This is a genomic window from Oceanobacillus timonensis, assembly GCF_900166635.1.
In the GTDB taxonomy this organism is placed as follows: domain Bacteria; phylum Bacillota; class Bacilli; order Bacillales; family Amphibacillaceae; genus Oceanobacillus; species Oceanobacillus timonensis.
Map to the genome: position 1 here is coordinate 1818292 of NZ_LT800497.1, position 25227 is coordinate 1843518.

The 25227-nt window shown below is 37.4% G+C and carries 22 protein-coding genes and 1 riboswitch; of the genes, 19 read left to right on the plus strand and 3 right to left on the minus strand.

From position 1 onward, the window contains the following. Window positions 1-150: 150 nt before the first annotated feature. A riboswitch (SAM riboswitch) is annotated at window positions 151-253 on the plus strand. 103 nt (window positions 254-356) lie between these two features. The 9 genes from B7E05_RS08885 to B7E05_RS08925 all read left to right on the plus strand — a co-directional run bounded on the left by B7E05_RS08885 (window position 357) and on the right by B7E05_RS08925 (window position 9480). Then, window positions 357-1472, plus strand: coding sequence for a 5-methyltetrahydropteroyltriglutamate--homocysteine S-methyltransferase (locus B7E05_RS08885; RefSeq protein WP_080873857.1), 1116 nt, complete (start codon window positions 357-359; stop codon window positions 1470-1472). 240 nt (window positions 1473-1712) lie between these two features. Beyond that, entirely contained in the window at window positions 1713-2183 is a 471-nt protein-coding gene (locus B7E05_RS08890; RefSeq protein WP_080873858.1) for a GNAT family N-acetyltransferase, read from the plus strand. A 70-nt stretch (window positions 2184-2253) separates the two neighbouring features. Next, window positions 2254-3543, plus strand: a complete 1290-nt coding sequence (locus B7E05_RS08895) for an alpha/beta fold hydrolase (RefSeq protein ID WP_080873859.1) — start codon at window positions 2254-2256, stop codon at window positions 3541-3543. Window positions 3544-3571: 28 nt separating this feature from the next. Then, a complete protein-coding gene (locus B7E05_RS08900; protein WP_080873860.1) occupies window positions 3572-4372 on the plus strand; it encodes a GNAT family N-acetyltransferase in 801 nt (266 codons plus the stop codon). 92 nt (window positions 4373-4464) lie between these two features. Next, a complete protein-coding gene (locus B7E05_RS08905) occupies window positions 4465-5148 on the plus strand; it encodes a response regulator transcription factor (protein ID WP_080873861.1) in 684 nt (227 codons plus the stop codon). A gap of 106 nt (window positions 5149-5254) precedes the next feature. Continuing rightward, a complete protein-coding gene (locus tag B7E05_RS08910) occupies window positions 5255-6172 on the plus strand; it encodes an ATP-binding cassette domain-containing protein (RefSeq protein ID WP_080873862.1) in 918 nt (305 codons plus the stop codon). Then, window positions 6169-6918 carry an ABC transporter permease gene (locus tag B7E05_RS08915; RefSeq protein WP_080873863.1) on the plus strand — a complete coding sequence of 250 codons (750 nt, stop codon included), beginning with the start codon at window positions 6169-6171 and terminating at the stop codon, window positions 6916-6918. Before B7E05_RS08910 ends, B7E05_RS08915 begins: the two co-directional genes overlap by 4 nt. A 15-nt stretch (window positions 6919-6933) precedes the next feature. Continuing rightward, window positions 6934-7842, plus strand: coding sequence for a sensor histidine kinase (locus tag B7E05_RS08920; protein ID WP_080873864.1), 909 nt, complete (start codon window positions 6934-6936; stop codon window positions 7840-7842). 285 nt (window positions 7843-8127) lie between these two features. After that, window positions 8128-9480 carry a DUF6612 family protein gene (locus tag B7E05_RS08925; RefSeq protein WP_080873865.1) on the plus strand — a complete coding sequence of 451 codons (1353 nt, stop codon included), beginning with the start codon at window positions 8128-8130 and terminating at the stop codon, window positions 9478-9480. 98 nt (window positions 9481-9578) lie between these two features. Here B7E05_RS08925 and B7E05_RS08930 read toward each other — a convergent pair whose 3' ends face one another. After that, window positions 9579-10304: a hypothetical protein gene (locus tag B7E05_RS08930; protein ID WP_080873866.1), complete on the minus strand. Its 726-nt coding sequence runs from the start codon at window positions 10302-10304 to the stop codon at window positions 9579-9581. Between the two features lie 327 nt (window positions 10305-10631). Here B7E05_RS08930 and B7E05_RS08935 point away from each other — a divergent pair, with 327 nt between their 5' ends. The 4 genes from B7E05_RS08935 (at window position 10632) to B7E05_RS08950 (ending at window position 17337) form a co-directional block, all read left to right on the plus strand. Further along, the gene (locus tag B7E05_RS08935) at window positions 10632-13292 is read left to right on the plus strand and encodes a sensor histidine kinase (RefSeq protein WP_245833044.1); all 2661 of its coding nucleotides are present in this window, start codon (window positions 10632-10634) and stop codon (window positions 13290-13292) included. Further along, entirely contained in the window at window positions 13264-13971 is a 708-nt protein-coding gene (locus tag B7E05_RS08940; protein ID WP_080873867.1) for a response regulator transcription factor, read from the plus strand. The genes B7E05_RS08935 and B7E05_RS08940 overlap by 29 nt, the downstream gene beginning before the upstream one ends. Window positions 13972-14201: 230 nt before the next feature. Next, window positions 14202-15458, plus strand: coding sequence for an MFS transporter (locus B7E05_RS08945; RefSeq protein WP_080873868.1), 1257 nt, complete (start codon window positions 14202-14204; stop codon window positions 15456-15458). 646 nt (window positions 15459-16104) lie between these two features. Then, on the plus strand, window positions 16105-17337 hold the full coding sequence (locus tag B7E05_RS08950; protein WP_179134502.1) for an MFS transporter: 1233 nt from the start codon (window positions 16105-16107) through the stop codon (window positions 17335-17337). A gap of 71 nt (window positions 17338-17408) precedes the next feature. Here B7E05_RS08950 and B7E05_RS22120 read toward each other — a convergent pair whose 3' ends face one another. Next, window positions 17409-17558: a hypothetical protein gene (locus B7E05_RS22120; RefSeq protein ID WP_179134503.1), complete on the minus strand. Its 150-nt coding sequence runs from the start codon at window positions 17556-17558 to the stop codon at window positions 17409-17411. A gap of 436 nt (window positions 17559-17994) precedes the next feature. On the opposite strand from B7E05_RS22120, the gene B7E05_RS08955 reads away from it, so the two are divergent. The 3 genes from B7E05_RS08955 (at window position 17995) to B7E05_RS08965 (ending at window position 21705) form a co-directional block, all read left to right on the plus strand. Then, window positions 17995-18876 (plus strand): hypothetical protein, encoded by an 882-nt coding sequence (locus tag B7E05_RS08955; protein WP_080873870.1) that lies wholly within the window; start codon window positions 17995-17997, stop codon window positions 18874-18876. 69 nt (window positions 18877-18945) lie between these two features. Further along, window positions 18946-21120: a DNA topoisomerase gene (locus B7E05_RS08960; RefSeq protein WP_080873871.1), complete on the plus strand. Its 2175-nt coding sequence runs from the start codon at window positions 18946-18948 to the stop codon at window positions 21118-21120. Between the two features lie 150 nt (window positions 21121-21270). Further along, the gene (locus B7E05_RS08965; protein ID WP_143833202.1) at window positions 21271-21705 is read left to right on the plus strand and encodes a hypothetical protein; all 435 of its coding nucleotides are present in this window, start codon (window positions 21271-21273) and stop codon (window positions 21703-21705) included. Between the two features lie 355 nt (window positions 21706-22060). On the opposite strand, the gene B7E05_RS08975 is transcribed toward B7E05_RS08965, so the two are convergent. Next, the gene (locus B7E05_RS08975; RefSeq protein WP_080873874.1) at window positions 22061-23242 is read right to left on the minus strand and encodes a metal-dependent hydrolase family protein; all 1182 of its coding nucleotides are present in this window, start codon (window positions 23240-23242) and stop codon (window positions 22061-22063) included. Window positions 23243-23671: 429 nt separating this feature from the next. Between B7E05_RS08975 and B7E05_RS08980 the strand changes: the two genes are divergently transcribed. From B7E05_RS08980 to B7E05_RS08985, 3 genes are read left to right on the plus strand one after another with little or no spacing between them, the layout of a single operon-like run. Continuing rightward, on the plus strand, window positions 23672-24355 hold the full coding sequence (locus B7E05_RS08980; protein ID WP_080873875.1) for a helix-turn-helix domain-containing protein: 684 nt from the start codon (window positions 23672-23674) through the stop codon (window positions 24353-24355). Next, window positions 24339-24503: a hypothetical protein gene (locus B7E05_RS22410; RefSeq protein WP_245833047.1), complete on the plus strand. Its 165-nt coding sequence runs from the start codon at window positions 24339-24341 to the stop codon at window positions 24501-24503. The genes B7E05_RS08980 and B7E05_RS22410 overlap by 17 nt, the downstream gene beginning before the upstream one ends. 38 nt (window positions 24504-24541) lie before the next feature. Further along, entirely contained in the window at window positions 24542-24940 is a 399-nt protein-coding gene (locus B7E05_RS08985; RefSeq protein ID WP_245833049.1) for a PIN domain-containing protein, read from the plus strand. The last annotated feature ends 287 nt before the right edge of the window (window positions 24941-25227 follow it).

The following is a 25227-nucleotide window of genomic DNA, read 5'->3' on the forward strand; positions in this document are numbered from 1 at the left end:
AGGCAATAAGAATTCTACATCTACCATTTCAATTTTACAAAATGTTGTTGAAAATATATTACAGCAAATTGCCTAAATTTTAGTAATCTCCTTGACGAATGCATCGCTTCCATGTAAAGTAAATCATAATTATTCGTATAATTCCATATATTCTTATCCAGAAAGGCGGAGGGACTGGCCCGTTGAAGCCTTAGCAGCAGACGCTGATTTGTACTGTGCTAATTCCAGGAGCATTTTTGCTTGTAGATAAGAAGAGATTTTTATCATATTTAACCTCTTCTTTTATCAGAAGGGGTTTTTTAATTGGATTATTGAATGAATGCAGTAGAGAAAGAGAATGAGGAAGGGGTATTTTAATGACAACAGCAGCAGAAACGAAACATACACGTGCTCCATTCAGAGCAGATCATGTAGGAAGCTTTCTCCGTCCAAAGCGCTTGAAAGATGCACGTACGCAAAAGGCAAAGGGAGAGATTAGCCAAGAACAATTGCGTCAAATTGAGGATGAGGAAATTACGAAACTGGTAGAACAGCAGAAAGAAGCCGGGCTTCAATCAGTGACAGATGGCGAGTTTCGCCGTGCCTGGTGGCATTTTGATTTTCTGGAAGGCTTAGATGGCGTGGAAGGTTATACGGCAGAACAAGGTTTGCAGTTCACTGGAGTTGAAACGAAAAAACGGGGTATTAAAGTAACAGATCAAATTGGCTTCAGTAATCATTATATGATCGAGCATTATAAATTCCTGCATGGTATTGCTGGAGATGCAGTGGCGAAATTTGCAATTCCAAGTCCGAATATGCTCTTTTTCCGGGCGGATTTCGAAGACGGAGTCTATGAAAATGATGAAGCGATTATTGATGATTTGATCACTGCTTATCAAGGGGTGATTCAGGCATTATATGATGAAGGCTGCCGCTACTTACAGCTGGACGACACTTCTTGGGCCACTTTTTTCTCAGAGGAAGGCAGAAATTCTCTGATTGAAAAAGGGAGAGATCCGGAGAAAACAGCAAAATTATGCGCAAGAGCAATCAATGAATCCATAGCAAACAGACCGGATGATATGCTGGTAACGATGCATATTTGCCGGGGGAATTTTCAATCTACCTATATGTCAAGCGGGGGTTATGAAGCAGTGTCAGAAACAATTTTTGGCAGCTTGCAAGTTGATGGTCTGTTCCTGGAGTTTGATGATGACCGTTCGGGCGGATTTGAACCACTTCGTCATGTGAACCGTGATGACTTATATATTGTGCTGGGTCTGATTACGTCGAAATTCAGCGAACTGGAAGATCCGGAAGCTGTGAAGGCAAGGATTGCAGAAGCTGCGGACTATGTACCATTGAACCAGCTTTGTCTCAGCCCTCAATGCGGATTTGCTTCCACAGAGGAAGGAAATTTGTTGAGTGAAGCACAGCAATGGGAAAAAATCCGGCATGTTGTTCGAATTGCGGAAGATGTTTGGAAATAAGGGTGATGAGCAAAGGAGATTTGGAGAGACTATCTTTCCCAATCTCCTTTTTAAAATGAAAGGGCCATTTCAAAGAAAGATGTTTAAATAAACGTAAATTCCAAAAAATTTCAAACAAAGAAAGAAATCGTGATATTTTTTTGATATATTAGTAATAACAATAAGAAGATTATCCTGTTTTAACATAACTGATAGGAAAACCATTTTTAATGGATAGGATGTTTAGAAAGGGGGTAAAAAATGGAGATTCGCAATTTACAGATTTCTGATTATGATGTCCTGATTCCACAGATAAATGAATGGTGGGGCAGACGTGACATGGCAGGGATGCTGCCTAAATTATTTTTTAATCATTTTAAGAATACCAGCTTTATCGTGGAAGATGAAGGAAAGATTGCAGGTTTTGTAATTGGGTTTTTATCACAAGATCAGCTAGATGAAGCATATATTCATTTTGTAGGTGTGCATCCGGATTACCGAAAGAAAAACATTGGAAAAACACTTTACGATAACTTTTTGAACAAAGTTAAATTGGCTGACCGGAAAGTTATCCGCTGTATCACTTCACCAGTAAATAAAACATCGATTGCATTTCATCAAAAAATGGGTTTTGTGATTGAGCAAGGGGATAAAACAGTGGATGGTATAGCTGTGAAAGCAAATTATGATGGGGTTGGTAATGATCGTGTTCTATTCAAGAAGATAGGGTAAATATTTATGATAGATAAACGTTTTTAAAAAAACAGAGAAAAATAAGACAAGATTCGATCGGAGGGACATTATGTCACCCAAACTGCAAATCAGTTCAATAGATTCCTATATTGATGAGACAATTTACATAAAGGCAATTGGCTGTGCATCAAATACGAAGGTTTCCATCCATGCATCCACCTATGATGAAGCGCATAAACAGTTTCATTCTTATGCGACATTTATAGCAGATGATAATGGCATTGTGGATGTATCTTCGCAAAAGCCGGTGGAAGGTACTTATGATAAAGCAGATGCTTTTGGCTTGTTCTGGTCGATGGACCATACGGATTCCAAATGGGGAGATTATTATCAAAAGAGCAGTTCGGATAAAGTTTCCATCACTTTGGTTTTGAAAGTGCATGAGGAAGAACAAGATGCCGTCACAATTCACCGGCATTTTTATATGGATGGTGTAATAAAAGAAACTGTGCAGCATCATCAACGAAAAGGAACCCTATTCCACCCGGAAGAACGGGGAAGTTATCCTGCTGTTGTCATTTTAAGCGGATCAGATGGCGGTATGCAGGAGCATGCGGCAGCTTTGTTAGCTTCTAAAGGATATACCGCATTGGCGCTTGCTTACTTTGGAACGGAAGGGGTGCCGAACGAACTTGAGGAAATTCCGTTAGAATATTTTCAAGAAGCAACAAGGTGGCTGAAACATCATGAATATGTCAATGGAGATGTAAATTTAATTGGCTATTCCAGAGGCGGAGAACTTGCTCTGATTTTAGGAGCAACATTTAATGACTATCAATCTATCATTGCCGGTGTCCCCAGCGCCTACATAACTCCAGGTATGAAAAATGGGATATTTGCTCCTATAACGTCCTGGGTTTTCCATCAGGAGGCTTTGCCTGCCATCAAGTTTAAGTATCCCCTTTCGATGATGTTCTCTACCATGAAGAATTGGCTCACCAAAAAGCCGATATCTTTTTCAGCTATATGGGAGCATACGTTAAAAGATCAGGAGAAGACGGCAGAAGCCAGAATTCCAGTTGAAAATATTCAGGCTCCTATCATGTTTATTTCTGGCGGCGATGATCAGTTATGGCCGTCCAGCCGCTATGTAAATCGAATGGAAAAGACGCGGAAGAATTTGCAGGAACCGTATCAAGATCGTTATTTATATTATGAACATGGCGGCCATTTTTTATCTTTTCCCTATAGTTTTGTTCAACTGCCTGCTAATGTATTTATGCAAGTAGGGGGAGGCATGACAATGACCTTTGGCGGAACAAAGGAAGCAAATGCAGATGCAGCAAAGGATTCCTTGGATAAAATACTGGAGTTTCTTGCTGCGAACAATCGAAAGTAATCATTTTATATCTATTGGAGGAACGGGAATGATACGTAAACTGACACAAGCAGACCATGCGAAAGTAATGGAATTGGTCGAGCCTAAAGTAGCAGAAAATTTGTTTATTATTGGAAATATTGAAGCGTTCGGCTATGATTCTGATATGCAAGATGTTTGGGGAGAGTGGGAGCAGGAACATTTAATTGCTGTCCTCCAACGTTATCGTACTTATTTTGTGATGTATAGTGAAGGGGAATATGATATTAGAGGGTTTGCGAAAATTATAAACGCACATAAACAGCGGTTTGATTTAAGTGGTCTGAAACATTTGATTGAACCCTTGGAAGCATATATTGATAGATACGTGCGTGTACATAAAGAAACATATTATGCAGCTTGTGAAACATTAAGCTATCCAGTAAGTGCAGAGCACATAGAACAGGTAGAATATCTGACTTCTGCGGATTATGAAGAAAATATTGATATGCTGGGTTCTATACCGGAATTTTCAACAAGTAATTTAACGAAAGAATCGAGAGAAGATGCAGAAAAAAATAAGACAGGGCGTACCTATATTATCCGAGATGAACAAGGAACAATGGTTGCATCTGCATCGACCACTGCTGAAAATTCCCAATCCGCGATGATTGTCGGTGTAGGAACAAGGCCGGGATATGAGCGGCAGGGCTACGCAACGAAGTGTATGGAGAAATTATGTACAGCGTTATTAGCAGAAGGAAAGTCGCTTTGCCTGTTTTATGATAATCCGGCAGCGGGAAATATCTATAAACGATTAGGGTTTGAAGATATCGGGATGTGGACGATGATTCGTTACGAAGCAGAGTAGGTTATTGTTTTAAAATATATGAGGCACAAGGTATGAATGTACTTTTCCATCTAAAATAGTAACATTGATTCTACAAAAGTGAGTGGTAAAGCATGAATGAAGGAAAAAGAATTTTAATTATTGAAGATGATCAGGAAATCAGTCAACTGCTGCACGTTATTTTAACTAAAATGGGAATGACGCCAATAGCTGCTTATTCGGGTACAGAAGGTCTGCTTCAGCTGAAAAACAATCCATTCGATTTGATTTTATTGGACTTGATGTTGCCAGGAATAAGTGGAGAGGAGCTTATTACACAGGTCAGGGAAGAGAAACGTACAATCCCTATTATGGTGATTTCCGCAAAAGTTGGTATGGATGAAAAGGTTCAAGTCTTGAAAATGGGAGCAGATGATTATATAACCAAGCCATTTCATCAGAAAGAAATAGAAGCCCGTGTGGAAGTACAACTGCGAAAATCAACTGCTCCCTCCTCGCAAGAAGACAAAAAAGTATGGCGGGGGCTGATTATCTTTCCAGAAAAGCTGTCTGTCACATTAGAGAATAACTCATTGCAGGTAACCAATGCGGAGTTTGATATTTTGTCCTTATTGATTCATCATCCGGAACATGCCTTTTCTAAAAGAGAGATTTACGAAAAAATTTGGAAAGGCACTTATGTCGGGGATGATAATACGATTAGTGTCCATATCTCCAATCTGCGCAGAAAAATGGCTGAAGTTACTTCTGAAGAGTATATCCGAACCATTTGGGGAGTTGGGTTCATGCTGGTTTGATTCCGGTCTGTCTTTCTTTATGAATTCTTTATGATTTGCTTAAAGGATTTTAAAAGGGCCTGCGCTAAAATAAATAGCAAGAACATTTAGTGAAGGGGCCGAGAAGATGAGTGCTGTGATTCAAACGTATACATTAACTAAGAAATTTAAGCAAGAAGAAGTCATTAAACCACTTGATTTTTCTGTGGAAAAAGGAGAGATATGTGCCTTAATTGGTAAAAATGGAGCTGGAAAATCGACTATTTTTAAAATGCTTGCAGGGCAGGTAACGCCGACAACGGGAGAAATTTACTTATTCGGAAAGTCAGGCAAAGAAATGAAGCAAGCGAAAAAAAGAATGGGATTTATGATAGAGACGCCGGTCTTTTTCCCGGATTTTACAGCGATTCAAAACCTGGAGTACTTCCGGATGCAGAGGGGCGTTGCGGAAAAGAAACGGATAGATGACGTATTGGAAATTGTCGGGCTGGCCAATCAAAAGAAGAAAAAATTCAGAGAATATTCTATGGGGATGAAGCAGCGGCTGGGAATCGCTCTATCTCTCTTAAGCAGTCCGGATTGTTTAGTGCTGGATGAGCCAATTAATGGTTTAGATGCGGAAGGTATTATGGAAATTCGCAGGTTATTGATCCGGTTAAATCAAGAAAAGCAAATAACCATTTTAGTTTCCAGTCATATTTTAACGGAATTACAGCTATTGGCAACGCGGTTTGTATTTATCAAAAATGGGGTGATTGTCGAGGATGTAAGCAAGCAGCTTCTGGATGAAAAGAGCAGGAAGCAAATCCATTTGAAGGTGGATGACACAGCCAAGACAGCACAGCTATTAGAACGTACTTATGAGGATATCCAATATAAATCCCTTCCTGATCAGGTTATCATGATACAAAATCACATTGAAGAGGCTGGAGAAATAAACCGCCTTTTAATCAAAAACGATGTATTGGTGATGGAATTCCGCGTGGAAGCGTTGAATTTAGAGGAATATTTCTTAGGATTAGTGGAGGGGGATGGAGAGAAATGATTAACTATTTGAAAAGTGAAAACTACCGTATATTGCATAAGAAAAGCTTATATCTCACAACTGCGGTCTGCTTTTTCTTAATTATAGGTGCGGCATTTAGTTTGAATTATTTTAGCAGGGTAGATGCAGATTTTCGTTACGGAACAAGCAGTTTTTTCTATTCGAATGTTATCGGAATGGGAACACAAATTATTATTATCTCCTATTTATATAATGCCATATTGACGGCGAAGGATATTGCGCTGACCAAACAGGCTGTTTCTTTTGGCATTTCTCGAAGTGTCATTTTCTGGTCAAAATTGCTTGTGACGCTAAGTTACTTTTTGTTGGTTTGTGCAGCAGGCTTACTCCTGATGATTGGATTAGGGCAGAGTCTTTTTGCGGAGGACCAAGGCGTCGTCAGCAATTTCTTCCTTGCAAGCTTTAATATGCTGCCGATTGTGCTCAGCGGTTTTATTCTGATACATGCATTAAAGATGCTGAAAATTGCCGATATATACAATATCATTATTGTCGTGTTTATATATGTTTTCTCCGACGATGTATTGCGTTTTATCTTCCGTCAGGTGAATGGATTGAATGAATTATATACATTTGCTCCAGGCGCATTATTGACAGATAATTTAATGCACTTTATGAATCAATCTGTACAATTAGATGATCGTTATTGGGTGACTGGTGCTGTTATCAGCGTCATTGCTTTATTAATCGGAGCGGGCAGATTTACGAAACAGGATATGGATTAATGAGGAGGGGTGACAGTGAGCAGCTGGTGGATTGTCGTTATATTGAGTATATTATTAATGGTTTGTATCAGCATGCTGCTGTTACTTTATTGGGATATCAGAAAAATAACCAGTCAGATCAAAGAAATTAATGAGAACTTCGGTACAAATGAATTAATCCGTACAAATACGCACAGCAAAGGGCTGGTTCGGTTTATTACGCATATCAATCAGTTGATTCATTTGTTTAAGCAGGATCAGCAGCGCAAGCAAAAGAGAGAAGAAGCATTAAAACAGGAAGTTACCAATCTCTCGCATGATTTAAGAACGCCGTTAACATCGATTAAAGGATTCTCCGAATTGCTGACAGATCCTGCTTTATCAGATGGAGAGAAAAAAGAATTTTTAGCGGTTATTCAAAAGAAGATTGACCATCTAACGATGATGGTGGATTTATTTTATGAGCTTTCCCAAATAGAATCTTCAGACCAGCAAATTAACTTGGAACAAGTATCTTTGGACCAGTTGATTGTGCAGACAATGCTGTTGTTCTATCATGATTTTGAAAAGAGCAAGCTGGAGGTAGAGGTAGCAGATACGGCTGTATCCCCAATTTTGGCAGATAAAAAAGCAGTTCATCGGATTATCAGCAATATTGTTCAAAATGCGTTACGATACGGTGAAAGTTATTTTACTATCCAATTGGTAGAGGAAAAGGATTCTATCAAGCTGAAGGCAGAGAATGATATCGACCGATTTGATGAAACAGAGCTCCATCTAATTTTTGACCGGTCGTATCGAATGGATAGCAGCAGGACTGGCGAGCAGCTTGGATTAGGTCTGCATATTGTCAGGCGATTGGTTGATAAATTAGATGGCAAGATAGAAGCTAATGTGGAAGAAGGGAAGTTTCAGATTGTTGTATCGTTTAAGAAGTGGATGTAACCAGCAGCGGTTTTATGGGACGAGTAAGCGCAGCCCACAGGTTTTAGTGTTCTTTATGGAATGAGTAGTCATAATTTTGGCTTGGTATAGAAAGTATCTTTTTATGATGTATTTTCTAATTTGTATTTAAAAAAGTATTGAATTCATGTTACCACAGTATTATTATGCACTGTGGTATTTTGCGTAGGAGATTATACCTTTTTTCTTTTACTCTATAGTCAATCAGTTGCTTTCCACGTATAATATATATAACTTTTACATTACCCATGAAAGGAGACGTGTTTTATGACGAAAAACGTTATTATTGGAGCAGGATTCATTATTTTATTATGCTTAGCTGGGTGCTCCGAGCCGGAAGCTGCAGAAGTTTTGGAAGAAACAGAACAGGTGGAGCAGGAACTTACCTCATTGGATGTAGAGTTTGAGGAAAATAGAGAAGAAGAAACTTCAACAGGGAATGGCGTGTTTGACTATGAGAATGATGTAGACTATTACAACATGGGGGATGCAGCTCTGTACAGAGACGATAATGACTTTTGGATTGAATATGCTGACGGAACGGTAATAGAAGATCTGGCAGCAACAACTGCTGAACAGGAGGAAATGGAAAAAATATATCACAATCAACTGGAAATGATAAAAAAACCTTTCGCCTTTATCACCGAAATTGACCCGGAAATCCATAACAAATTTGATATGGAGATAAGAGACAATGATTACCTTCTTACATATAATGGAGATGAAGCAGACATAGAAGAATTAGGTAGAGGCATCGCTGAACAGACAGGAAGCGTGCCGGATGGAGCGGAAACAAACGATATGGATCCATCTGATATAGACATTGATGCATTCACACTAGAGATGATCATTGAAAAAGAAACACACTATTTGCAACAAATAGAACAAAAAGTCGCTTATACTTTCAATGATTTATCTGATGTGCAGGAGTATAAGTATACGTACTCCAACCATAATGATGCTGAGCAAATTGAAATCCCAGATGCCACAATAGCAGCAGATGATACAGATCCTGTAGAAACAACGGAACAAGATGAATTAAGTGCGGAAGAAAAGGAGACGTTGGAAGCAGAAGCATCCGATTATCTGGATGCACTTATCCAGGCAACTGTTTTCCAAGATGCGGAAGCGTCTATGGATCTTTTGCCCGATAGTTATTCGGAAGAGGAGAAAAAAACAGAAGCAGAAACACAACGGGATATGTTTAAGGATATATACATCCAGAATACAGAACAAAATATGCAAGGTGCCAATGTGACAGAGGAAGAAGTTACCGATTTAGCAGATGCCGTGATGTATGCATTGTCTACTACAGACTATGAAATCATGGATGCGCATGCAGAATCGGTCGATAATATCGTTGTTACGATTTCTGTGGAAGGAATCGATGATACCTCTATATATCAAGAAACGGATCAGGAATTGCTGGAACTTTATGAAAACGGGGAAATTGCTGATGAAGAAATTGATTCTAAAAACATGGAGATATTAATTGAAAAGTATAATGATATTGATGAACTCCTTTCCCCGGTAGAGCTTGATGTACATGTCATGCAAAATCCGGATGACACCTATGTTGTTATCGCACAGGATCAATATTTAGCAGGTTTTTTCCAATAAGATATAAAAAGCTCCCGGTCAGGCAGATCTGACGGGAGCTTTTTCAAGAATAAGCAATGCGTGCTTGCTTATTTGAACAAAAAATGAGGGAATGCGTATCAATCTATCATATATATTTTTTCAATCAAATTTCTAACTTCTTCGTCATCACCAGGCTCAATGGAGACAGATTCTGTATTTTCGATAATCCCTCTCATTTCCTCCTGGACTTCTTCTAAATCAATATCATTTGGACGAGGCATTCCCCCGTACCAGCGATTACCATATGGAATATCATATACATTAATTGTACCATCTCCGTTGCCGCTGTATGTTACCATGCCATCTGCAATACGGGAACCAGAGATCTGAATAACATCTTCGGGATAGCTGACATCATTTTCGTCATCATTGGGGTCAAGTGGTGTGCCTGCAGGGATATGTTCTACATATAGCTCGTCAATATCTTGATTGGGCCCAAGCTGCAGCCAGACACGGGCATATTCAATTTCTTCGGAAGAGTAGCTGGATAATTCGTTATTATCTTCCGTATCCTGTTTTTCTGAGGGGCTTTCATCTTTTGCTTCTTCTGTAGTATTGTTTTCAGATGTATCTGATTCTGATTCCTCGCTTGGTTGGTCATCAGAGTTATTTATAGAAGATTCGTCTGTCGTTGTATTATCTTGTGATTCATTCTCGTCTTCTGCTGTGTCTGTGTTTTCAGATGTTTCATCTTTTGCTGTATCATTATTATTTTCGTCATTTGTATTGTCTGAACAGGCGATAAGCAACAAAAGGATGAAAAGAAGAAAACTGTAGCAGATAATTTTCAGATGTTTCTTCATGTGGCTACCTTTCCTTTCTTTTGATGAAATTAGATAAAATACCTTATAATCCCACAATTAAAACGTGTAATAAATAAATCATAAAGTATTCCTTTTGACTTGTAAAACTTGCATCTTCCTTTTTCTAATGTACTTAGATAAGCGCAATAGTTGATTCGACAACTTCTATTATCTGGTTGTCCCCCCCCCCTGATTCTATTTCTGTCATTGAAAATGATTCCGTTTTTGATAGACAACAATTAACGGAGAAATGGTGAAAAGAGAAATAGTTTGAGATATAATAAAAATAGCACGGATTGCACGATGAAAGAGGGGGAGAATGTCCATTTGAGAACAAAAAAGCAAAAACGCTCACGCTCTTTTAAAAAAGAATTAATTTATTCTTTTGTGACCATCTCATTAATATCAATCATATTATTAGGTGTTTTTCAAATTTATCAGCTTTCATCGCTTGTTGATGAAAATCAGGAAAATCAAACGCAAACAACCAAGTTTCTGAAAAACTATGTTACTTCTTATATTGATGATTATCAAAAAGCAATTGAAACCAGGGTACCTGAGATAAAAGAAAATATGCAAAACGATCAATATGAACAAATTCAGGACAAATTGCGTTCGATTCGTCAAACCTATCCGGGCTTTGTTAATTTATATGTTGGGGACAGCGACGGGCAATCTGTTGTTTTTTCTCCTGAAGTTACCGAGGAAGGGAACGTTGTTGAAAATCAGGATTTTAGTGATCGTGCCTATTATCAAAAACTGACTGAGCAGAAAGAAACCGTTATTTCCAGTGTGTTTATGGGAAGGGGAGGTACGGATCAGCTGCTGGTAACGATTGCAACGCCACTTTTAAATGAGCAAGGAGATATATCAGGCTATATTCTCGGCGCATTAGATTTAAGCGCCCTGGATCAGTATATTACCAATCACAATTTGGGAACAGAAGGCTATGCAGTTGTACTTGATCAGGATAATAATGTTGTCGTTCATCCAAATATGGGCGGGCGTTCACAAGTAGTTAATTTGAGTGACAGTCCGATAGTACAGCATATGAATGAACAAAATAAGGCGGCGGGAGGAGCGTATTTCACGCTTGATGAAGGAAGCGGTAAAGAATATATTACATATGAAACGATGGAAGATTTAGACGGCTGGAGAGTCTGGGTTGCAAGACCTGCTTCGGCTATTTCCAACACCTATGTGAGTGCGATTATCACCATTATTCTCTTTATTCTCCTTACAGCAGTGGTCATGACAGGATTTAGTTTTATTTTAACGGAACGTTTAGAAAAGTCAATTCGAAACTTACTTGAATATATCAAGGAATATACACGCGGCTATAAAGACAGACACTTTGCTACCAGACAAATTGAGGGGCCGAGTGAAATGGAAGAGCTGTCCCGTCATTTTAATCATATGATTCATGAAATTGAAAATAACCGGTTAGAACTGATTCAACTCAATGCGGATCTGGAATCACGTGTGCAGGACCGTACAACAGATTTAGAAAATAAAAATTTAGAATTAAAGTCCGTGAATAAATTAATCACATCTGTTTCCACCGATAAAGATATAGCGAGCTTTATCCAATTCTGTTTAACACAGATTAAATCAGCTATTCCTTATCCAGTTCGTATCTTGTTTCAAGGGTACTCTATTACGGCAGATGATATTACAATCCAGCCAAATAGGAATCAGTATGTACAGGAATGGAAAAGCCAAAAGGATGTCTATATCGAAAAAATAAACATTGTGCCTGGCCAGGTTGGATATTTTATCGTCGAGTGGGACCATAAGAAAACAATGAATGAAGGAAATAAGGAATTTTTACAGACCTTTGCCAATTCGCTGTCCATCATGCTGCAAAACAAACTTTTATTCGAACGGTATCGAAATAAGCATGCTGAATTCGATGCAATACTGGAAAGTATGTCGGAAGGATTAATGCTTTTGAATAATGATCGGCAGGTGCATTATGTGAATGACTTTTTCCAAAAAGAAATAAATTGGCCGAATCATTCACGCCAAGAATTATGGCATATGCAGGATGTTTACCATTGTTTTATGACAACATTTAACGTAAAGAAACAACAGTTAAATCATTTTTTTGATAATGATGAAGATTATTTAAAACTGGAAAAAGAGTTGCCGGCAGGTAAGAAGAAGTATTACATGCTGCATAAATTTCTGGTAATGTCGGAAGAAACGAAGATAGGCGAAGGGTTTTTACTTCGTGATATTACCAAGGAAGAAGAAATTGATACGTTAAAAACTAACCTGATTTCTCTGGCTTCGCATGAATTTAAAACGCCGATTACGAATATTAAAGGCAGTGTGGAAACGTTGTTGCGGCCGGAAGTGGAATGGGATGCTGCATTTCAGACGGAGCTGCTTGAAGGGGTCCATGAGGATATTGAACGCATTCAGCATCTGGTGAACGACTGGATGGATATTTCCAAAATTGAATCGGGTACGATGTACGTAGAACCGAATCATATACGGGCTGACGATGTCATTGAAGCATCCATTGACCAGATTCCTGAATCTTTACGGGAAGATGCTGTGATAACATTTAGCAATCAAAATGAGAAAAGCCAGTATATATACGCCGATAAACACCGGATACAGCAGGTTTTGATTAATTTGCTCACCAATGCATTACGCTATAATGATGAAGCGAAGAAAGTGATTCGAGTTACGTTACAATCAGAAGGGGAAGAGACAGTCATTTCGGTTGAAGATAATGGGATTGGTATTTCCAATAATCATATTGAAAAAATATTCAACCGGTTTTATCAGGTGGATGTCACAGCCACTCGACGAACGGGCGGTACCGGACTTGGACTTTCTATTTGTCAGGGTATCATGGAAGCGCATCATGGCAGAATGGAAGTGTCCAGTATTCCGGGCGAGGGAAGTATATTTAAGCTTTATTTTTCTGAAAGAGATGGTGATTCGTTTGAAACAGAAAATCTATATAGTGGATGATGAAAGAAAAATATTGCGTTTCATAGCTGCCAATTTGAAATCCGTTCATTATGAAGTGATTACAGCTGATTCTGGAGATGCATTGCTGGAAAACTTTGATCTTGTATCACCTGATTTGGTATTGTTGGACATTATGATGCCAGGTCATGACGGCTTTTATGTATTGGAAGAACTTCGCAAGTTTTCAAATGTCCCGGTTATCATGCTGACAGCACGGAGTAATCCGAAAGATAAGGTACAAGGATTAAATTTGGGAGCGGACGATTATTTGACGAAACCATTTTCTCTTGATGAGTTGTTTGCCAGAGTGAATGCTGTTTTGCGACGGAGTCAGCCGGAACATGCTAACCAGCAGTCGGATTGCAGTCAGGTGATTCATACTGGGGAGTTTGCTATTGATATTGGAAGCAAACGATGCTGGATAAATCATCACGAATTAAAATTAACACATACCGAATTTTCGTTAATGGAAATGTTAGCATTGCATTTGGATAAAGTGGTTCAGCATGAAACACTGCTCGCAGAGGTTTGGGGGCCGCAATACAGGGATGATGTGGAATATTTGCGAGTGGCAATTGCCCGTATCAGACGTAAAATCAAAAGTCAGGTAAATGAAGATAAGGAATACATTGTCACGTATCCTGGTCTTGGTTATATGCTGCAAAGCGTTTCATTATAAAATATAAAACCGCTAATCTTCCATTTCTTTTTTGGTTGATTGGCGGTTTTATATTTTAGCATGCAGCATATTCGTATGTTGGTCAATTTTTTAATGTTTTTGTAATGTAAGCTGTTCCTATTTTATTCGATTGTAACGTGTCATGTTGTATGGTTATTTATGAAGATAGCTATCCTATTTAACGTTTGATGAATAATATGTAAATTTATTTTAGGTAAGGAGGAAGCAACATGACTGAACAGAACAAAGCACTTTCTCATGAATCAAAAGGACGGGTTCCGTATTGGGTAAAGGCTGTTATTGTATTTACGTTGGGCTGGATTGCCTTATATGCAACTCGTACGATTTTAAATCCGATAATGGACAATATTCAAGTAGACTTTGGTTTATCTAACTCGCAACTTGGCTTGATTATGAGTATATTTTTCCTTGGGTATGCCGGTTTGAATGTCCCTTCCGGAATACTTGGCGATAAGCTTGGTAAGAAACGGGTACTAGTACCTGGTGTTATTCTATTTGGTGCTTTTGCCGTTATTACGGGTATGATGCCGACATTTTTCCTTTTCATGGCGACATGGATAATGGTTGGGGTTTTCCAGGGATTCTACTATGGTCCGCAGTATGGGCTATCATCTGAAGCAATTCCGACAAAACGCATTACCATCGGAAGTGCGATTATTAACAGTGGAATGGCGTTTGGTACATCACTTGGTTACTACATCTCTACTTATACTGTTAATGTGTGGGGAATGGATTGGCGTGTTCCGTTTTACATTATTGGTATAATCGTTATTTTGATCGGGATTACCATGTGGATTGTCATCAAGGATAAGCCGGTTACGAAAGAGGACCGGGAAGCGGCTAAGGGAACGGAAGATAAATTAAAAATTGGAGATTTGTTTAAAAACAAAAACTTGATTATGGCTTATATCACCATTTTCAGTGCCATTTATGGCTTCTTCGTTATTCTTACTTGGCTCCCGTATTATTTGGAACATGCGCGCGGTATTACTGGTGGATCCGTTGCTTTTGTATCTTCGCTGGTACCTTGGGCTGCGATTCCAGGTTCTATTTTATTTAGCTGGATTGCTGATAAAATGGGAAAACGGCGTCCGGTATTGCTTGTGATGCTGCCATTGTCCATCTTGGCTATTATATCTATCGTCGCATTTGAAAGCATGACTGTTTTATATATTGCTTTGATTGGTTATGGTATTTTCGGTAAAATCAGTACCAATCCGGTTCTGGTTGCAGTTGTAGCCGATAATGCTCCTAAAAATGCTTACAGTACAGCTTTTGGTGTTTACAACTTTATTGGCATGTGTGGATCTATCCTTGCACCATATATCACCGGTTTCTTAACTGATGTGACCGGTACATTGAATGCTGGTTTCTACTTTGCAGCTGGATTGCTTGTCATTGGTACAATTGCCAGCATGTTTATTAATGAAAACAATCGTCCAAACATTGAACAGTCTGAAGCTTAAGTTTCGTCTTCTATAAAAAAAGAAGTTGGGGCAAAAGCAAGTTTAATGTGTGTCTAAATGCTCGATAAAAAAGCACAAGCAGAACGAATACAGGTAAGAAAGGAACATCTATCTTTCGATGACTGTATGAGAATTGCTTGCGCTTTTTATCTAATTCTTACAGCAGTGCTATCCTCAACTAACTGCTGAGGCAATAATTCCGCTTAAAATAAAATAACCGAATATGGTAAACAGAATCGCTATAGTGGGAGTAAAGGAGGCATCTGCTGCTAACAAAATTCAAAGCATGTTTAACAGTAAAACTATTTACGGAAAACAAAATGATTGGTATACTAAATATAATTTTCAGAACGGAGGTGAAAAGGAATGGATATAATGGCTGTGAACACACGTGAAAACTTTGGATATGCTATTGTTTTTACATGTGTCATCATGCTTATATTTGCTGATAACGGGAGAAGTCTGTCCAATTTTAGCAATATAGGTATGTTACACAGCTGATTAACTATTCTTTTTCACATATTCCGATGGGAGAAGACTGTTCGTTAATGGAGCAGTCTTTTTTGTTTTCTAAAAAATAATATAGATTGAAAATTCCTCCCTCTTTATATGTGAAAGGTAAATTTCACGGAAAAGAGGAAGCATGATGTTGTTATTTAAAAATAAAAAATTTCAATATTTAATTTGGTCAAGAATTTCCTCCAATATTGGTGATAGTATTTTTTATATTGTTTCCATGTGGGTGGTTTCAGAAATAAGCGGTTCTCCGGTACTGACTGGAGTGGCAGGATTTTTATTCACATTGCCTTCCATTTTAAATGTGTTTATTGGTCCGTTGATTGATCGCAGTAATCCTATTAAATTATATATATTTGCGAGCTTCCTACAAGCATTTTTATTAGGAATGATTTTATTCGCTTCTAACGTTGGAGATATGAATATATGGATGTTACTTTGTATTATTTTTCTTTTAACTATTTTCTCAGAAGCTGTATATCCTATTGAAAATGTTCTGATACCAAAGGTTGTTCAAGAAAATCAATTAGTTAAAGCAAATTCTGTAATGTCTGTTGCCTATCAGGGCTTAGATTTCGTATTTAACGGTTTATCAGGAATATTAATTGGATTTTTTGCTATTCCCATACTATATGGAATAAATATTGTCTTTTTTCTTATTCCTATATTTTTAATGATATTGCTTGAAAGGAATCAAACCATAAAAAAAGAAGAGAATCAATCTTGGAACAAAAACTATAAAGAAGCATTACTGGAAGGAATAAAGGTAGTTATTCACCCCTTGCTGCGAGCATTTTTAATTCCGTTAACAATGGTTAATTTTTTATTTGCGATGCTTCTTGTGGCACTGCCGTCTTTTGCAAATCAGTATGGAAATGGTCCTTCAACATACGGATTGACAATTGCATTCTTAGGACTAGGGTCGATGCTGGGTGCTTTGTTTATAGACAAATTCAAGACAAAACTGCGATTAGGTATTACCTTGTCTATTGGGTTTATGTTATCAGGGGTTACGTGGCTTTTGATGGTGTTCAGCATTCAGGTATCAGAATTTCTTTTTTATATGTTGCTGGTTGTGTCCTATGCATTTATCGGGGCTATTAATGTATTGTTTACTGTTCTTTTTCAGAAGCTGCCGGAAGAAAAAATGCTGGGACGTGTGAACACAGCTATTGAAAGCATTATCAGTTTTGCCATGCCTGTTGGCTCATTGATTGGAGGCTTTTTAACAGAGATTGCTTCACCAATTTTTGTTCTATGTTTGTTTGGGATAGGTTTAATTATTTTAGGTGCTTTTTATCTAATGAATAGAAACATTCAAAGTTTGCCTAGTATTGATAAGGTGGAAAAACTACAAAAGTAAATGGATACTGATCAATATATACATGTTGAAAAAGCTGCATCTTATATGAACACAGCTTTTTCATAAAGTGGTTATCTTTTTCGCTTGTTTTTCTTATTGTCTAAATTCAAAAATTCACTGTTTTCACTTGCGAACTCTGTATTATGACCAGTTTTATTATGTTTATTGCGGTTATTTTGTTTTCCTTTATCCTTGTTACGGTTTTTATTTTCTTCAGACATGATAACACCTCCATTAAATATGCATGATGATTTATATAGTTAGTTTAACCATCCATTAATAAATTATAAGCTATGGACTGCTCTTCATTTTATTGATTTCATATTTATCAGGCAATTATAGGACCTGGAATTTAGGTAGAGTTTTATAACATAATCAAATTCAAAAATTCAATAGAAAAAATATGTAATCTATGTCATAATAGAATAGTATATCGAACAAATGTTTTGTTTGGGGTAATTTGATAAAGATAAACCTGCTGATATCAAGCGAAGTAGAAAGTACAGGATACGAAAGCGGATTACAATGAAATTTCTTATGTTTATGACGTAGTTGCAGTAATATTTGGATGTTTTATCAAGGGAAAAGGTCAAGGTTATAATTAAAAGCATTTATTCATTAAACGGTTAATAATAAAATGTATATGGAGGCTGTTGAATGATGGAAATGGATTCAACCTTGCTTATCAAAAAAATTGAAACAGATTTACATGAAGTAGCTGACCAGATAGAAACCGAAATCATGCAATTATTTTCTCCGCTTCTCTCCTATGATTTCATGAGAGGCCAAAAATATTATGTCTCACACGAATTTGATCCACCGTGGGACTATTCTGGAACTCTGTTCAGATGTCAGACAGATGAAAATTTTAACCTAGACGACTATGAGAAGGTGGCAGATTTTTTAGAGGAGTACACTGGGAACAGAATAGCAACGTATCAATCACATTGCGGACTATTTCATGAAACTTATCGAGAAAAGTATTCAGACTGGTTTGAAGAACAATATCGTAATGCTCATTATGGTTATTTTAATAAATTGGAGAACGAGAAACTGGAGCTATTAGCAATGGAAATATATAATGATGGTTACTTGGAAAAGAACGATATAGATGATTTAATCAATGAGTTGATAAATGATATGGAAGAATTCGAGGATATGTCAATCCTTCATGCTGAGTATTTATGTACAAAAATAAGTGAAATGGACTTGCTTTTAGTATACAAACTTGGGGAACCAGAAGCAAAAAATTGGCTGCTGCAGGAACAAATGGAAATAGAAAATACAGCAAGACAAATGAAGGAAGAGAAAGAAGCATTTGATAAACGCTGGCTTCTTTTGGAAAAAAAGTACAGATTAACCTTTCAAAAACCTTTTCCAAAAAGAATAGAAAAGCCTGACTTTCAATCCTTCAAACATTTTTTGGACAAGCATCATGTATCAAAAGAAGAGAGGATATTAATTGCAAAATATGCTCCTATTTCTTTTTCAAATGCAGTATCTCATAAATTGAAACATGGAGACCCTGTTACGGAGTGAACGTTTGTTTCTTTAGCAATCTTAACATGTTACTCTTGAACAAAACATTACAACAAATAGGTGAATTTAATGAAATTAATTTTAGCAGAAAAACCATCTGTCGCAAAAAATATTGCAGACGCATTAAACATAAAAACCAAGAAAGATGGCTACTTTGAAGGGGATAACTATATCATTACCTGGGCGTTTGGCCATCTTGTCGAGTTATATGATGCAAAGGACTATGACGTGAAAATGCGCAGTTGGAAGATGGATAATTTTCCGTTTATTCCTTCTGAATTTAAATATAAAGTGAAAAGTAATCCCAGAAATCGGGCGCAGACAGACGGAGGGGCTGCCAAACAGTTAAAGATCATTCATTCTCTTATGAAGCGAAGTGACGTGGAAATCATTATTTCAGCGTGTGATTATGACCGGGAAGGACAGCTGATTGCAGATAGTATTATCTACCGGGGCGGGAAGAAACCAAAAGCCAAAGTATATCGGCTGCTGTTGAACGAATGGACACAAAAAGAAGTATTGCAAGGCTTGGAAAACCTCAAACCGAATGATACGATGCAGCCATTACGGGATGCTGGAGTCAGCAGACAATGGGCCGATTGGGTTATTGGTATTAATTTGACATCGGTAGCAACATTAAAATATCAGCAAGGGAAAAGCAAGGCCTTGAATATTGGGAGAGTTCTTCTTCCGACATTAAAAATTATTTATGATCGTGATCAAGAGATTAAAAACTTCAAGCCGGAAGATTATTTTAAGCTGACAGCAACATTTCAGACTGCAGAAAATCAGGAATATGAAGGTACTTACACGGAAAATAAAGAAGATAAATTTAAGAAAAAAGAATTGTTGGAGCCAATAAACGAAGTCATACAAAACAAACAAGCAGTCATTACAGATAAACAAGTGGAGAAGAAAAAGGAATTTCCCCCGTTTTTATTTAACTTATCGAATCTGCAAGGGTTTATAACGAATAAATACAAGGGATGGACTTCGGATAAAGTACTAAAGGTAGCGCAGTCCCTTTATGAGAAGAAGCTGATTACGTATCCACGTACGCCTAGTACGGCATTAGAGGAGAGTTTGGTTGGGAAAACGGCTCATGTGCTAAAAGTACATTCAGAAGACCTTCCTTATAAAGATGAAATAAAATTTATGAAAACCAAGCGTGTTTTTAACAATGCGAAAGTAGAAAGTCACAGTGCTATCATACCAACTTATATGAAGCCGAAACGACTGTCAGCAGATGAAGGAATTGTTTACACAGCCATTAAAAACCGCTTTATTATGCAATTTATGCCGATTGCTGAATATGAAGAAACAAAATTAACTACTACAATTGCAGAGGTGGATTTACCTGGCGTTTTCCAATCAAAAGGAAAAGTCCAACTCGTTGAAGGCTGGAAAAAAGTAGAGAAAATCCAGTCAAAAGATACGTTGTTGCCGGATGTGAGCAAAGAAGAGCGCGTCCATGTTGCAGGTGCTGAAGTTACTTCCCATGTAACCAAACCTCCAAAGCATCATACGGAAAGAACGTTGCTTCGTGTCATGGAGACATGCGGGAAAAATTATAAGGAAGATGAAAATGAAGAGGAACCGGACAGTATCTTAGCCGGATTCAGTATTGGTACAGCTGCAACAAGAGCAGAAACGATTAAAAAATTAAAAGATGTAGGTTACATTACATCAGAAAGTAAACATTTGCATTGTACAGAGCTTGGCAATCGTCTGGTAGAAACTTTTCCTGTGAAAAATTTATTTGATTTGGAGTTCACAGGCAGGCTTGAAAAAGGATTATCTGATATTCAAAAAGGGCAAGGGAGTAAGCAGGAATTTCTCCGTCTTATTTTTCACTTCACAACCGATTCCGTGGAAACAATCAAGCACGGAGAGGACGTTACAATTAATAAGGTAACGAGTACGCGGGCAACCAATGAAGTGTTAGGAACATGTCCGGCATGCGGCGGTAAGGTAACAGATGGCTATAAAGCCTTTGGCTGCAGCAATTGGAAGAAGGGCTGTAGATTTGCAATTTGGAAAAATGATAAATATTTGGCCTCGATGCGGAAGAAACCGACAAAAACAATGGTGAAGAAGTTATTGAAGGATAAAAAAGTCTTTGTGAAAGGTCTGACAAGTAAAAAAGGGAAGAAATTCAACGCCTATTTAAGTTATGAAAAAAATAAAGATAATGATTACTATAGCTGGGAAATGGCGTTCTCACAGGGAGCTTCTCAAAAATAGAGGGAATGAAACGGGTGCTATTTTGAAGTTTTCAAGCTTTTCAAGAGAAAGTAGTGTATAATGAAAAGTAGAGGTAGCATTATTTAATAAACGGAGATTTGAAGAATGATATTTACCATGCTAAATTTTCCTCTAGACGGGATGACAAACATGAAAAAAGTTATCGTAAGTACAAAGGAAAATCTGGATTATGGTACTTTAATATGGATTTATGCAAACAATCGTAAAGTATATCGGAGTAGTAAAAGCATTACTACGGATATGCCATTCCATCATTATGATTCACATTATATGGGAATGATGGAAGAACTGTACCGAAATCAGGAAAAACATCCGCTTCTGTTTAAGCAGATGATTGAAGAATCGAGCCGGGTTTTTGGCATTTGCCTGAATAAACGTCGTAATGCAGATGGTTCAAGGGATATGCAAGTTCTCTTTTTTCCGGATTGGGATAGTGTGCAGGACTTTGCGGAAGATACCTATCCAAAGCTCGTGAAAGCAGAAGTAAAGCGTAGAAAAGAAGCGAAACAAAAATGGCTGGAGAGAGGAAAGTTATTCTCCGAAAAGAAAAGAATGTCGCAGTAACTTGTCATGTCATTAGCTAAGCTGTTCCATAAGGTGAATTTCCTTTATGGAACAGTTTTTTTTGTGAGGGAGCGTAAAGCATTTCGTGTTTTGAGACGGCGTAAAATAGCGAATACTAAAAGAAGAAAATAGGATTCGATTTTTCTGCGTCTCAAGGGTTTATTGGATTGCAAAAACAAATAAGAACGACGGTTATTTGTTTGGACAGGAAATACAATGATTTCATCGGTGATATGCTTAAAAACAATTATAGTTATGAAAAGGATCTTCCGGGGAAAGGAAAGATGGGAGATATAAAGCAGCCTGGACTTGAAAGATATCATTTATCTTCCGAGTCCAGGCTATTATGGAACGATTATTCCACTTTTCTTCCTTTTTTATAAACCACTTTCTCACCTTGAATGGCTGTAATATTCTCCAATGGGTTTTCTTCTATCACAATAAAATCAGCAAGTTTTCCTGATTCAATGGAGCCGGCGAAGTCGTTGATTTTAAGCAATTCTGCCGCACGAACAGAAGCGGACTGCAATGCTTGCAGAGGTGTTAAGCCCGCATTGACCATCAGTTCAAGCTCCTGGGCAGAGCCATTTTCAAAATCGTTATAAGCTGTTCCTGCATCCGTTCCCATCGCAATGGGAATTCCAGCTTTGGCAGCTTTGCCGATGCTTTCAATATGCGCTTCCTGAACCGAAAGTGATTTTTTCACCATGAAATCAGGCAGATTTTCCAAGTGCTGACTAATGGCCCAAGGTGCCATTAATGTTGGGACAAGATATGTGTTGTTATCGAGCATCATTTGCATGGCTTCATCATCTAAATAGATACCATGTTCAATCGAATCGACGCCTGCTCGGATAGCGTTTTTGATTCCTTCTGTCCCTTGAGCATGTGCGCAGGCCGTATAGCCTTTATGATGTGCTTCATCCACTGCAGCGCGCATTTCTTCCGAGCTAAGCTGCACATCATCAGGCGTTTCTCCATCCATACTTACCCCGCCGGTAGCCATGACTTTGATATTTCGTGCACCGTTTTTGATATTGGTACGGGCATGTTTACGAATTTCATCTACGCCGTCCGATTCCCAGCCTAGTTCTACACCATGTCCACCAGTCATCACAAGGGCTGGACCGGACCCGATAATGCCGGGTGCAGTTATTTTGTTTTCCTTTTCCAATTTAGACAGTTGTAAATCGATGTTGTCAGAAGAACCAACATCTCGTAAATACGTAACACCATGTTTTAAGAGTTTATTTAAATTGTCTGCTGCAATATACGTGTTTACGACTGCTCCAGTTTCAGCAGTACTGACAGACGAAAGGCCTCCAATTTTAAAGAAGGGGTCTAACATTATATGTGTATGTGCATTGATTAGACCCGGCATCACGTATTTTCCTTTTAAGTCGATAGTTTGCTCTGCATTTATTGTTTCTTGTTGGACAAATTGGCCTGATTTTGTATCTACCATAAAGTCCATTGCTTCAAACGCTGTATTGTTTCCGGTAAATACCTTGGCATTTGTAAATAAAATGGTTGTCATTCTCGTCTCTCCTCATGATTGTTTTTTCTCAGGGTGTATGCAATATTTTTTACAATACAAAGTAATATAACATAAAAGAAGCGAGAATGGTGTAATAGTGTTTTTATTTATTCATCAAAAAATGGTAGCTATAAGGAAAAGTGTTATTTTTAAGTGGAGGACAGGGCAGCCAATAACGGCCCGTTTCGTTCCGTCCTGCAGGATATAGGTCATAAAGGCGCCTGAGACACGACGTCGCGGATTTAGTCTTTGTTCCTTATTCAGTGGAGGATGAAAAAAACCTCGCTGATTGAAGTTTCACTTTATAAGAATTACCTTACATTGAATGATTCAAATAGAATTTGTTGAGTTTGTTGAGTTTTGTTGTTTTTATTGATTATTGATGATACGTTTTTAATATAAGTAATGTATCAAGAATGAGGTGTTTTCATGAACGCTAGAAGAGACGAAGAGCAAGAGCTTCTATGGGATACAGTTGAAGATTTAATTCGATATGATAAATTAAAAGCTCAAGCAGTATTAAAAGCGGCTATTGAAAGGTTATTTATGCAACTTAATATGAATACATCATTTGTTTCTGAATTACAGCTATCAATACAAAATGGAGAATCTATACAAGAGGTTAGACGTTTAGACAGTGAGATCAGAAAAATAACGGTCGAATATATCTCTGAATCATCCTATGAAATGATTTTAAATTATATTGAAAAAATTAGTGAAATGACGGAAAATCCACAAGTTATTTATAAAAAAATGCTGGCCTCCATATGGATAAATGAAGCAAATCAACCTCATTATATAATGGAAAGAAAACCAGTATATCTTCATGAACGAGAAGAAGACGGTGAAGATATTATTGCTGGAGAAAATGTGAAAAAGTTTTATACTACCAGTGAAGCAGCAAATAAATTAGGATTAAGTGATCAAACCATACGCAGAATGTGTGAAAAGGGTACATTCAAAAAGGTTTATCGATCTGAAGGCGGACATTGGCGAATTCATGAAGATAATTTTGTTACAACGAAAGAGCAAGACGATAAAGCAAATAGTATTTTAGAACATCTTGATAAGAAAAATCAGAGAGCGGAGGATGTCGATGAATTCAATCTTTAATCGAGACAACCCTCCCCAAGTTTTTTTAGATATAACAGTTATTTGTGGTGCGATTCGAAAAGCAGGAATAAATAGAAAAATTTTGAAAGCAGCCCGAATGGCGGATTTATATCATCCTGTACTTTCCAAAGTTTGTTTGAATTTATAAGAAATGCACTTAATGGTATTGAAAAAGGGAGCAAAGCAATGAAATATGAGATATGGGAAATAGAAAGATTCATATGTGATTTTATATATCCAATACTTGATATTTATGAAAAATTGCCAGTTAACAGTATAGTGGGGAGGTACAGTATTGAAACGAGACTTAGAGAAAATCAACCAATTGGTAAAGTTTTAATGGAATTAACAAGTTTAAATCATGAAGAAGCTAAAAAACTGGCAATACATCAAACGGGGAAAATGAAAATTCCTTTGAATTATTATAATCAGGAAGACTTTCATGTATGGGCTGCAGCTATTCAACAAAATTGTCAATATATCATAACAACAAATACACGAAGATTTCCCTCCCAAATCGGAAAAATAAAATGTCTTCATCCAGCAGTCTTTTATCAACATATAGAAGAGTATTTAAGCCAGTAATCTTCTATTAAATTATCTATTTGCTAAAATGATATATTTTTCTAAAGTATAAACAAGTCACCTCTCCATAGATTCATTATAAGGATAAGCTATCAAAGATGACTAGACAATAAATTCTCTTTTCTTTCCTTACTTTCCAAATAATTGCTGTTCTCTTTTTCTTTCTATTCACTATAAAACTACCTTTAAAATAAAATATCTCATTCTATCATCCGGGGCTATGTGTTGAATAGTTTTCTTTCATTATGTCGTTACAAATTTTAGTGGCCTATTTTGATTATCAAGCG

Coding starts and splice junctions, on each gene's coding strand:
- B7E05_RS08955 (WP_080873870.1), top strand. CDS start 17,995: ATGATGGAAATGGATTCAACCTTGCTTATCAAAAAAATTGAAACAGAT.
- B7E05_RS08945 (WP_080873868.1), top strand. CDS start 14,202: ATGACTGAACAGAACAAAGCACTTTCTCATGAATCAAAAGGACGGGTT.
- B7E05_RS08975 (WP_080873874.1), bottom strand. CDS start 23,242: ATGACAACCATTTTATTTACAAATGCCAAGGTATTTACCGGAAACAAT.
- B7E05_RS08925 (WP_080873865.1), top strand. CDS start 8,128: ATGACGAAAAACGTTATTATTGGAGCAGGATTCATTATTTTATTATGC.
- B7E05_RS22410 (WP_245833047.1), top strand. CDS start 24,339: ATGAATTCAATCTTTAATCGAGACAACCCTCCCCAAGTTTTTTTAGAT.
- B7E05_RS08965 (WP_143833202.1), top strand. CDS start 21,271: ATGAAAAAAGTTATCGTAAGTACAAAGGAAAATCTGGATTATGGTACT.
- B7E05_RS08960 (WP_080873871.1), top strand. CDS start 18,946: ATGAAATTAATTTTAGCAGAAAAACCATCTGTCGCAAAAAATATTGCA.
- B7E05_RS08980 (WP_080873875.1), top strand. CDS start 23,672: ATGAACGCTAGAAGAGACGAAGAGCAAGAGCTTCTATGGGATACAGTT.
- B7E05_RS08910 (WP_080873862.1), top strand. CDS start 5,255: ATGAGTGCTGTGATTCAAACGTATACATTAACTAAGAAATTTAAGCAA.
- B7E05_RS08915 (WP_080873863.1), top strand. CDS start 6,169: ATGATTAACTATTTGAAAAGTGAAAACTACCGTATATTGCATAAGAAA.
- B7E05_RS08890 (WP_080873858.1), top strand. CDS start 1,713: ATGGAGATTCGCAATTTACAGATTTCTGATTATGATGTCCTGATTCCA.
- B7E05_RS08950 (WP_179134502.1), top strand. CDS start 16,105: ATGTTGTTATTTAAAAATAAAAAATTTCAATATTTAATTTGGTCAAGA.
- B7E05_RS08905 (WP_080873861.1), top strand. CDS start 4,465: ATGAATGAAGGAAAAAGAATTTTAATTATTGAAGATGATCAGGAAATC.
- B7E05_RS08895 (WP_080873859.1), top strand. CDS start 2,254: ATGTCACCCAAACTGCAAATCAGTTCAATAGATTCCTATATTGATGAG.
- B7E05_RS08885 (WP_080873857.1), top strand. CDS start 357: ATGACAACAGCAGCAGAAACGAAACATACACGTGCTCCATTCAGAGCA.
- B7E05_RS08900 (WP_080873860.1), top strand. CDS start 3,572: ATGATACGTAAACTGACACAAGCAGACCATGCGAAAGTAATGGAATTG.
- B7E05_RS08930 (WP_080873866.1), bottom strand. CDS start 10,304: ATGAAGAAACATCTGAAAATTATCTGCTACAGTTTTCTTCTTTTCATC.
- B7E05_RS22120 (WP_179134503.1), bottom strand. CDS start 17,558: ATGTCTGAAGAAAATAAAAACCGTAACAAGGATAAAGGAAAACAAAAT.
- B7E05_RS08985 (WP_245833049.1), top strand. CDS start 24,542: ATGAAATATGAGATATGGGAAATAGAAAGATTCATATGTGATTTTATA.